This is a genomic window from Marinagarivorans sp., assembly GCF_982758155.1.
This window is the reverse complement of the sequence record NZ_CEXWTU010000031.1, coordinates 20,818-30,533: the sequence shown is the minus strand read 5'-3', so window position 1 is coordinate 30,533 and position 9,716 is coordinate 20,818. Positions and strand designations below refer to the sequence as shown.

7 protein-coding genes are annotated in these 9,716 nt (G+C 44.6%); 2 read left to right on the top strand and 5 right to left on the bottom strand.

Translation table 11 applies throughout. The features are described 5' to 3' along the window. Window positions 1-113 precede the first annotated feature (113 nt). From AC3A8L_RS05895 to AC3A8L_RS05875, 5 genes are all read right to left on the bottom strand, one after another. Complete coding sequence (locus AC3A8L_RS05895) at window positions 114-1,235, bottom strand: serine hydrolase domain-containing protein (RefSeq protein ID WP_487961306.1); 1,122 nt, start codon at window positions 1,233-1,235, stop codon at window positions 114-116. A gap of 2 nt (window positions 1,236-1,237) precedes the next feature. Further along, a complete protein-coding gene (gene blaDIM / locus AC3A8L_RS05890) occupies window positions 1,238-1,996 on the bottom strand; it encodes a DIM/SIM/IMP family subclass B1 metallo-beta-lactamase (protein WP_487961305.1) in 759 nt (252 codons plus the stop codon). Between the two features lie 149 nt (window positions 1,997-2,145). Beyond that, a complete protein-coding gene (locus AC3A8L_RS05885) occupies window positions 2,146-2,412 on the bottom strand; it encodes a hypothetical protein (RefSeq protein WP_487961304.1) in 267 nt (88 codons plus the stop codon). Window positions 2,413-2,563: 151 nt separating this feature from the next. Continuing rightward, on the bottom strand, window positions 2,564-5,176 hold the full coding sequence (locus tag AC3A8L_RS05880; protein WP_487961303.1) for a hypothetical protein: 2,613 nt from the start codon (window positions 5,174-5,176) through the stop codon (window positions 2,564-2,566). Between the two features lie 342 nt (window positions 5,177-5,518). Then, window positions 5,519-7,933: a CotH kinase family protein gene (locus tag AC3A8L_RS05875; protein ID WP_487961302.1), complete on the bottom strand. Its 2,415-nt coding sequence runs from the start codon at window positions 7,931-7,933 to the stop codon at window positions 5,519-5,521. 372 nt (window positions 7,934-8,305) lie between these two features. On the opposite strand from AC3A8L_RS05875, the gene AC3A8L_RS05870 reads away from it, so the two are divergent. Next, window positions 8,306-9,127, top strand: a complete 822-nt coding sequence (locus tag AC3A8L_RS05870) for a polyphosphate polymerase domain-containing protein (RefSeq protein ID WP_487961301.1) — start codon at window positions 8,306-8,308, stop codon at window positions 9,125-9,127. After that, window positions 9,115-9,684 carry a DUF4956 domain-containing protein gene (locus tag AC3A8L_RS05865; protein WP_487961300.1) on the top strand — a complete coding sequence of 190 codons (570 nt, stop codon included), beginning with the start codon at window positions 9,115-9,117 and terminating at the stop codon, window positions 9,682-9,684. The genes AC3A8L_RS05870 and AC3A8L_RS05865 overlap by 13 nt, the downstream gene beginning before the upstream one ends. Window positions 9,685-9,716: the final 32 nt, after the last annotated feature.

Sequence of the window (9,716 nt, the reverse complement as noted above, 5' to 3'; positions counted from 1 at the left end):
AAAACATTTGCAATAGCCGGCTATTACGCCATATTTTCGCCTCGTCAAGCAAGCATCCAAAAAACCAAATTCCAGTAACTTATTCCGTGCACGCCCCTAAGCCGTCAAGCTATTCATAAGGGTCGAGGCAGAATATCGTCCTCTTTTACATCCGTAGGGCGAGGCGTGCCATCACGGGAATACGAAGCTTTTAACGGCTCGACTAAATGTTGTGTTATTTCCCAAGCCACTTTTTCGGCCGCTATAACGTTGCCGTCATTAGCGGTTATGGCGATAGCCGCATTAATATCGGGTAGCAGCACGACTAAAGCGTACCACGCAGTATTTGAACCGTTATGCCAATGAACATTATCCAGCCCTAGGTCTAGCGGTGAATTAATTAGCCAGCCATAAGCATAGTCATTAAGATGGGGTTGATGCAGGTGCTGAAACGTATCTGTTTTTAGAGCTGAGCCTCGGCCTTGTAGCCCTTGTAAATGCTCATTGGCGTACAGTGCTAAATCAGTTAGCGATAAATGAATTGTGCCTGCAGGGCCTATTATTGGGGTGTTATCGGCTTTTGTACTTATAGTAAAACCAAGTATTTTTTTATGCCCCCACGGCTGACTCAATTCGCCCTCTATATCTGGTGGTGCACCAAAGCCGCCAGAGTGAATCCCTATTGGTGTAAATACTTCTTGGTGAATGAGTTGTTCCCAAGGTATTCCCATTTTCTTTTCAGCGATTACCCCCGCAATCGTATAGCCAACGTTTGAATATAAAAAGGCGCTACCGGGAATACTTTTGGGAGGATTAATCAATATGTCTTTGGCTGCAGATTCGCGGGCCACCATTCGACTAATTCCAGCGTCTGGGTTTTTGAAGGCATTTAAGAGTGAAGGGTTAGATGCAGCCCCCGATGTATGTGTGAGTAGGTGTTTTAGGGTTACATCATTCCATTGTGCATGAATATTACTCGCCTCTGGGAAACTATCTTTAATGGTTGTATCCCAGTTAAGCTCACCTTTCTCCACTAAGCGAGCAATCATCGTAGCGGTAAAAGATTTTGTGATCGAACCAATATGCCAAAGGTCATTCGGTGAAATTGAAGCCCCGCTGCCTTTTTTACGCTCACCACTCACAGCAAGCCCCACAACCTTGCCGTGCTGAACAACAATAGCACCAAACCCAACCAGCTTAGCCGACTCTCTTTTTTCGTTAACAATTTTTTTTAGAATGTTGTCTATCTTCGTCATCGCTATTTTTTTTGCGCGTTGCTATTCGTCGATATTAATTGCTTAAAGGCTGTCTCGGCCAGCATCTTGGTGTGTATTAGCAATTCTAAATTTCCTATTTTCCCATGGCCGGGAACAACCTGCTCGGCGTCGGAATATTTTAAAAGTACGCGTTCAACTGAGCTAGGCCACTGTTCTATAAAGGCCTCACCGGTGTAGCCTAACCCTTTTGACTCAAGACTACGCGTAAAACAACCCCCAAACAATATCTTCGATTTCGGCAGCCATACTACAATGTTATCTACAGTATGGCCTTCTCCGGGGTAAAAGGCTTCAATAAGGCCATCAGCTAGTTTTTCATCGTTTTCTTTCAGTGTGAATTTAGCCAACTCTTTATTTTCGTCGCTTAATAGGTCATTGGTTAACTTCGTTGCATATGTAGGTATCGAACGATTGTTGAGCCATTTTATTCCGGCGGTTCTGTCTTCGTGTGAATGAGTAGATACACTACCTAAGAGCTTATAATTTTTGTTGGAAATCCACCTTACAAGTGCCTCGGTGTCTTTATCTGACCACGGCGTATCCACAATAAACGCGTTGCTGCCCTCTGTAACGACAAGACCATTGGCGCTCACCACCCCATACTCATGGGTACGATGGAATGATTGATGAATATACACGCCTTTAGAAATTTCTGAAATTTTCAACTCTGGGGTTTCTGAATTTGAATAAGCGCTGACAGGGAAAAGTAAACATATGATCATTAAATATTTATTTATCATTATTGGAACCTAATGTTTAATGTTGTGGTAGTAAGCAGGAAACAAGATCTGGGACAGGCACTCGTTTTAAGTCATTCTGGTTCTTAGCTCGATTGCCTTATGCTCGATAATTTCAGTGCTATACGTAAAAAGTAGCTAAGGCTAAATTATTAGTTGCTTTTGTATTTAAGCGAGTGCCTGTCCCAGCAAATGTTTCTTGCCGAAAAATCATCTTGTAAGCTTCCTGTCTCTTTTTTTGCTAAGTCTGTAATTTCCATGGTATTAAGGTGAGGTGATAGCAGTAACTTAATGTCTTGATGTTTAACATACTTAAATAAACTATCAGAACCCGGCAGTATTAATTGCTCTACATGCAGTGGGCCAAAATCGATAGGAATACTAGCCCCACTTCCAAGTAAAGGCTTAAGGATTTGCATCTCAGTATCTGGGGCACCCCAACGAATGACCTCGTACACATAGAGCTGTGAGCTATGTGTAAGTTAATCTAATTTGTTGGAGCACGAAGTGGATTAACGTGAGTCCCCGATTATTCGTTAATTGAAAGTGCTGACGAGGCTTCGGCTGGCGTTAACCATTATTCCCTTTTAGGGGGATGACATAAAAAATAAATCTCCCCTCTTTTTTTGAATAGCTTAATACAAACAGGGCGGCACCATCTTCACTCACCACTAAATGCTGTATAGTTTCTCCGGCCATGATGCTGCTAGTTAATGGGAGTTCATCGGCAGGGTACTGCCCGCGTGCATCATCACCACTTACATCATGACGATAAATGATGGCTTGTTCATTATTATAATGTTGAGCAAAAGCTTGTTGCCCGTTTGGTGTTATAGCTGCACTCTCTACTGCGCGCTCGGGCGTTAAATGACCCAATAATTGTAATTGACCGTCTAGGAGTTGATCTTTAATTAGTAATTTAGAACCCGATGAGTTATAGCTCTGCTGCTTCAGCGCAACGGAGCCTGGGCTAAAGTTATAAGAAGTATTAAGTCCTGTGGCTGCATTAATAATTAGGCTTCCGCTGCTGCCAGGCTCTTCAGTAAAGAATGCACGCGTCCTATCTCGTGAAAAAACACCGGCTAGTGGACCTGGTGGATTAAAACTCACCGCCAAATATTCATCTAATGCGAGGTCATAGATTCCGGAAGGTAAACCGTCGACTGTTATTAGGGGCTGGTTATTCAATAAAGGTAGGACCGCCGACCGCAATGGCTCGCTCGTCAACTTAAAAACTACACGCTCTAACCCTTGAATACGGTTAACTTGCAGGGTGACAGGATTTAGGTAGGCAGCATATTCGGCTTGTGTTTCTTCCGAGAATACCGCAACTAACTCATCTCCACTGGCCAATAATTCAATAGCTTGCAAGCCGGGTAAATTAAATGTTTCATTTTCCCAGCTGTTGTCTTCGCTATAATTTAACCGCTGTAATTGATCTGCCCTATAACCTGTAAAATAAATGGCGCTGCGTACAGGGTCTAGGCTAATTTTATCAAAAAATCCCTCAAGCACTGTTCTCGATGCTTGCCAGATATGCTGTCGTTTAACTTCAATATCAACGGGCGGATCATCCGTTTTAAGCGTATTTTCGAGGGTAATGCTGGTGTTGGATGCGTTTAAAGTACTGGGTAATTTCGTTTGAAGAACAGAATCACTTATTGCCGTAGCAGTAATGATTTGATCTTGAATATTCAACGAGTATTCTTTACCACTAATAAAACGCTTACCGCTAATGGCAATATTTGATGCAGTACCTTCATAAGCAACCTGTGGTGTAGTAGCAGATATCATGGGCGCGTCAATTGTGAATGGAATTTGAGCCACCGTTTTATCATTTGCATATAAGTTACTTACAGTGGCGATGTTGATATAGCCCGTATGCTTTACATAGGTGCCTGGCAGTTGGTCAACGTTAACCTGGTATTGCAAAATATTATTTTGCAGGGTATCGCCTTCGCTGGTTAAAAGTTGCAACCATGGGGTTTGTGAGGTGGCCTGCCAGCCCGTATTCAAGCCAAATTGGGCGCCCTCAAGGGTAATGCTTAAACTACCAGTTAAATCTGGGCTTTGTTCATTGAATGTTGTTACGGTTGGGCTGCCAATGATTAATTTAGGGTTGAAATATTCTGTGAGGAAAATTGTATAGTAGAAATCAGAAATTTCTCCTCGGCTGGAATTTATGCTTATGTGTCCGTAATTATAACTTTCTCCACTGGTCAGAATTGCTAATACGTCTAAAGACAATTCGATTGTCTGCACTGCCCTTAAGTCACCACTAGTAACATCCGCGTTAATCCATTCACTACTCGTTAATTGCCACGTGCTGTTCTCACCACCTAAGACATGCGCAGGGTCGATGGTTACGGTAAAATTTAAATCTTCGAGTTGCGTATTTTTATTAATTACAAAATCACTCTTACTGACGTCAATTTTTGCTTTATGTGATACGTAGTAATCAACGGGTATTGAATCAATGAGTTTTCCGCTGCCGTCATGTAAATTTAATTCGGCAGAATAGTTGCCGTTAGGTAAAGGTTTGACGGACGCATATACTTCGGTGAATTGGTCTAAGCCGTCTTCGCCTTCACTTTGGCTTAGCTCCAGCCAGCCTTCAGTTTCGCCGGGTGGGTAATCAACTGTTAAGCGCCAGGTTTTGCCCTCCTCGCCAACGTAAACCTTAAAGGGCCAAGGGGCTGTAGTGCCATTATTATCAGCGCTATAAGTCAGGCCGAAAGCGCCGTTGTTGGGAGCAATGTTAGGCGGTTTTACTGTGATTGTTATCGGCAGCTCGTCTTGCACTACAACACTGCCATCTTGCTTGCCGCTAAGAAAGAGTAAAGTGGTGCGGTATTCCCCCGGTTGCAGGCCGTAGGTATATATATTGAGCTTTATAAGTGCTGGTGAAGCCTGTGCAGTGTCAGTATGCACGCTAAGCCAATTGGGTATTGTCTTACCTTCTGGCACACCAATAATGACACCGTCACCTTGGTATTCAACTGAAACCGTGACATCTTTGGTCTGATCACTCTCTAGAGTTAGGGCTATATCTTCAGTAATTACATTGATCGAATAGTTTTGGCTTCCACTTACGGGCTTGCTTTCAGACCCCCGGCCGCTATTGCCGCATGCACTTATAACAAGTGTGAAGGCAATTATTGATAAAGCTTTAATGTACCGCATTTTTTAACCCCTAATTTACTGTTCTAAAGAGGCTAAAACACTTGAGATGCCAACCCCCTCCAATCTATTCGATGCTCAAAATAACTTGGCGCCTAAATTAACGCAATATCAATTATGTTGAGGTGCTGAGGTGTGCTTAGGGGCGAGGCGGTAATAGTTTATGGAATGGGGCTATGAGTACGTATTTTTTCTAGAGGTATGTAGTGCTTTGAGCAACGAAATTCAGGAGGTCGAAATCAAGTATTGGTGAGTGGAATATTGTTTTCTGGTGTCCTAACTACCCCCAACCAACAAAAAAAGGGGGCGCTATTGCTAGCGCCCCCTTTTTAGTTTAACTCCCGTTTATTGAACTGGCGGGCAAGCGGTGCTGCCGGCGTTGCTTATAGGTAATTGCCCGTTGAGCTGTTGGCGAATATTATTCACGCGGTCGCGGGTGAAGTTAATAATGCCTTTATCCGGGCCGTAAAAACCAGCGCCGCGGCCATCACTCACATCAGTGCCGTCGGGTAGGCCTTGCTCCAACGCTGTTCGCCACTCTTGGTAAGTGTAAAACTTAGTGGGGTCGGCTTGTACATACGGGTCGATAAGGCTGGCAATCTCATTAATTTGTGCGCGCAGGGCATCTTCGTTAAACACGGTATCCATCAGGCGCTGAACTTCAGCATGGTACTGCTGGCGTAAAGCGGGATCTTGCAGGATGGCATCCAGCATGGGGCGCTGCGAGTTGGTATCGTGAATGGGGTTATTTAAAACGTGATCAACGATTTGGCAGTCTACACCGGCTGGCGCTGCTGGTGCTCCGCCGCCAAAGTCAAAATCACCAAAGTCGAAATCACCGAAATCGAAATCACCAAATCCACCACCACCACCACCGCCGCCAAAGTCGGGTAATGGATTGATAGTTGTAGCTACGCCATTACCCCAAAGGCCCATGGATAAGTTGTAGTCCCACGGGAGCAGTGTAAACGTACCTTTGCTGCGTTGCTCGTACAGGTAGAAGTTGTTGGCTGTGGCGCCAATGGGGCTATCCATATTACCGAGTAATACTGAAGCGGCCAAAAACTTAACCGTTAAGTCGGCATCGACATAATCCAGCGGGGCACCGCTGTTATTAATGCCGTTCAAAAAGCTTACCATTGCGGCACCTTCTTCAGGGGTGCCAACGGTTTCGTCGTTAGATTTTAAACGTAAGCCGCTGCTGTAGGTGGCGTAGTTGTTATCGGTCCAGGTTAAGCGCTGGCCAATTTCACCTTTATACAGGTCGCCTTGGTCGTCTTCGTCCTCGGGGAAGTGCTTTTCTAAGAACTCGCCATCGATCATTTCGATCATTTGGTACAGTCCCATGTGTTCGGCGCCTACGTACAGATCAACATAGGTAATTTGCGGAGCCGGTACACCAGCCTCGGCCATTAAGCGGTAAGCGATGGTGTCGCGCATAAAGGTGGGGTCGGCAAAGCTTTGGTTGAAGACGATCTTTTTCATACCCATAAACTTCTGGTCGACATAGCGATTCATATCCACTTTAAAGCCATAACGAATCGAGTTACGAATCGACATTAATGAACCTTGGCCTTTAATACGGAAGCCAACGTCGTCAATCTTGGCGCCATTTAGCGAGAAGTTGGCGGAATAATATTCTTCATCAGAAGGGGATACGAGCATCGCTTGCCAGTCTTGCGCAGCAACATCCACGTGCACTTCAAACACCTCATTTTCGCTGAACAGAACGTAAGCTACGTTGGTTTCGCTGGGGGTTGGGTAAAGCGCTTGCAGTTGTCCGTTGATGTAACCATAGCTGCGGCCGTTTTTACTTTCGTCTTTACCCCAGATCAGATAGTCCACTTCTTCATTCTGTTTGAATAGCGATAGCGAATCTTCACGGCCCAAACCAAACGTGACATTGGCCGTGCTGCCAAAGGCAACATCGTTACCGGCGGTTATCACAACGCGTTCGTTGGCGCCGAGTGAGATGTTGGGCAGGGCTTCTAGCTCGCTGGAATCATCCGCTAAAAAGTATTCGCTAAGGTTGATGGTGCTGGTGCCCGTATTGTGAAGTTCTACCCAGTCGCTGCCTTCAAAAAAGGTGGGGCGGTCTGATTGCGGAACAACTTCGCTAATGCGCAAAGCCGAGGTACCGCTTGGGTTACCGCGCGGCACCATCGTTGAAGCGGGGACCGCTTGGTTGGCCGTATTAGGCGTAGGCTGCAGTGTTTGAAGGGTGTTGTTTAGCCAGCCAAAACTAAAGTTTTCATCGGCTTGGCCCTCTTCCCACGATAGGGTGTCTATAACGGCGCCTTGGTAATAAAGGGTAACGCTGTCGCTTTTACCTAGCTTAAACGGTACAGACAATGCCGGTGGGTTAACGTCATCGGCATCCACTGCGGCCACCACGGCATATTGCCCCGGTGCAAGTGTTTGGTTGGCGAGCGATAAAATAGCGCTGCCGCTATCGGCCAAAGCAAAATTCCCGAGGTTAATACTGCTAGTGCCTTTGTTATAAAGCTCGATCCAGTCGTTGCCGGCCAGAAAAGTATCGTCTCCCGATTTGGCAACGATCTCGCTAATCACTAAATCTGAATTGCTGGGGGGCGTGGTGCCCGAAGAGCTTTGTGTGGAAGCAGAGCTTTGCGATACGGCTATACTTGAAGTAGTACTAGCGCCGGATGTGTGAGTGCTACTACTGGTTGTACCACCAGTGCAGGCACTTATTGCAACCATACTGGTTAGTAGTAATAGGGTGTTTTTTTGAAGGGTCATTGCTTTATCCTCTTTGGCAAGGGCTAAAGTGTAATCACATAAATCACAGCGCAAGAGTCTGCATTTGGCGCAAAATGGTACAGAATTGGCATTTTATGCAAATAGTGTTAGCTCCATCGCAAAAAAACCGCATCTTAATCCATTATTGAGTGGGCTAAAAATCTATACTCGAGCAACATTCACGGGGTAGCCCCAATCGATCATTTTTTTAAAATTAAAAATGGCGGTGTTTAAGGGTAAATAAGTATCCTTCTCTCGGGTGAAATATTTTAGCAGTAGAAATAGATAAGATATTCACACCTTATTGTACTGGTGCCATCGTTTTAGAAGCGTGAACATAAAAGTAGTAAAAACGACTTAAACTGGATTGTTATGACAGCTTTAGCTTTTAACCCAATATTCAATCAGCAGCCTTTTGTAACCGAAATAGAAAAATACAGTACGCACGGCCTTAACGATTTAAAGCGTGCGCAGTTAATGAATCGTATTGATACAAAATTTGTGGTTCCCACGGCAGTATTACCAGAACTGCTTGCACTATTAAGGCCTCACTTCTCTGTGCTAGAAATTGATGGCAAGCGTTTGTCTCAATACGAGAGCACTTATTTCGATACATCCGACTACTATTTTTATCACCAGCATCATCGTGGACGCCTAAATCGCTTTAAAGTGAGGTTTAGGGAGTATGTCGATACACAAACGAGTTTTCTTGAAGTTAAATTCAAAAATAACAAAAAACGTACCGCTAAAAATAGAATGGCTATAAAAGAAGAGGGCGCGTTCGATATAAATCGGCATCAAGATTTTTTACGTGAACTAAGCGTACCGCAATGCCATAACCTTGAAGTGAAGCTGGTCAACCGTTACCAACGCATAGCGCTAGCCAGCGAAGAGCGTGCAGAACGTTTAACCATCGATATCAATTTAGAAAACACATCGGGTTCGCAGTTGGGGCAAGTCGCCTTAGGTGACTTTGCCATACTCGAACTAAAGCAGGCAAAGTTAACACGTAACTCAGTGGCTTTTGATGTGCTGCGCCAATTAAACCTGAGGCCAAGAGGGTTTAGCAAATACTGTATGGGCTTAGTGATGACGTTAGATTCGGAGACAATCAAAACTAATCGCTTCAAAAAGAACGCTCGCCATATTCAAATTCCTCAACAAGAGAAAGATGTACTCACATGCTTAGCTTAGATTTCCTATTCCGTTATGGCCTATTGCTGGCCGCTTGTATTTTTCTATTACGCGTTATTTACTTCCGTATTTCGCCTAACCGCGAATCGGTGTTTAGCTTCTTTTTGTTTGCTAATGGCGTATTCATCGTAACCTACCTATTACACGGTATTGAGTTATCCATGGGTTTTGCTTTTGGCTTGTTTGCCGTATTCGCTATGTTGCGTTACCGAACAGAAGCCATCAGCATCCGCGATATGACGTACCTGTTTATTGTAATTGCCATGGCACTAATGTGCTCGGTAGCCAATTTACTGCATTGGGAACTTGCGGTTTTAGTCACGCTTGTAAATGCTCTGGCCGCACTGGGCGAATCACAGTTAATATCACCACGGGTTACCGAATACCGTATGACCTACGACAAAGTAAAGCTCATTGCACCACAGCACCGCGCCGAGCTTATTCAAGATTTAGAGTCGCGCTTGGGTGTTAAGGTTAAAAACGTTAGTATAGGGCGCATCGATTATTTAAGTGATAGCGCACAACTCATCGTCTTTTGCGATGATGCTAAAGTGTAGTTATTCGTTGCAAGCTAACTGAAAAGGGCGTG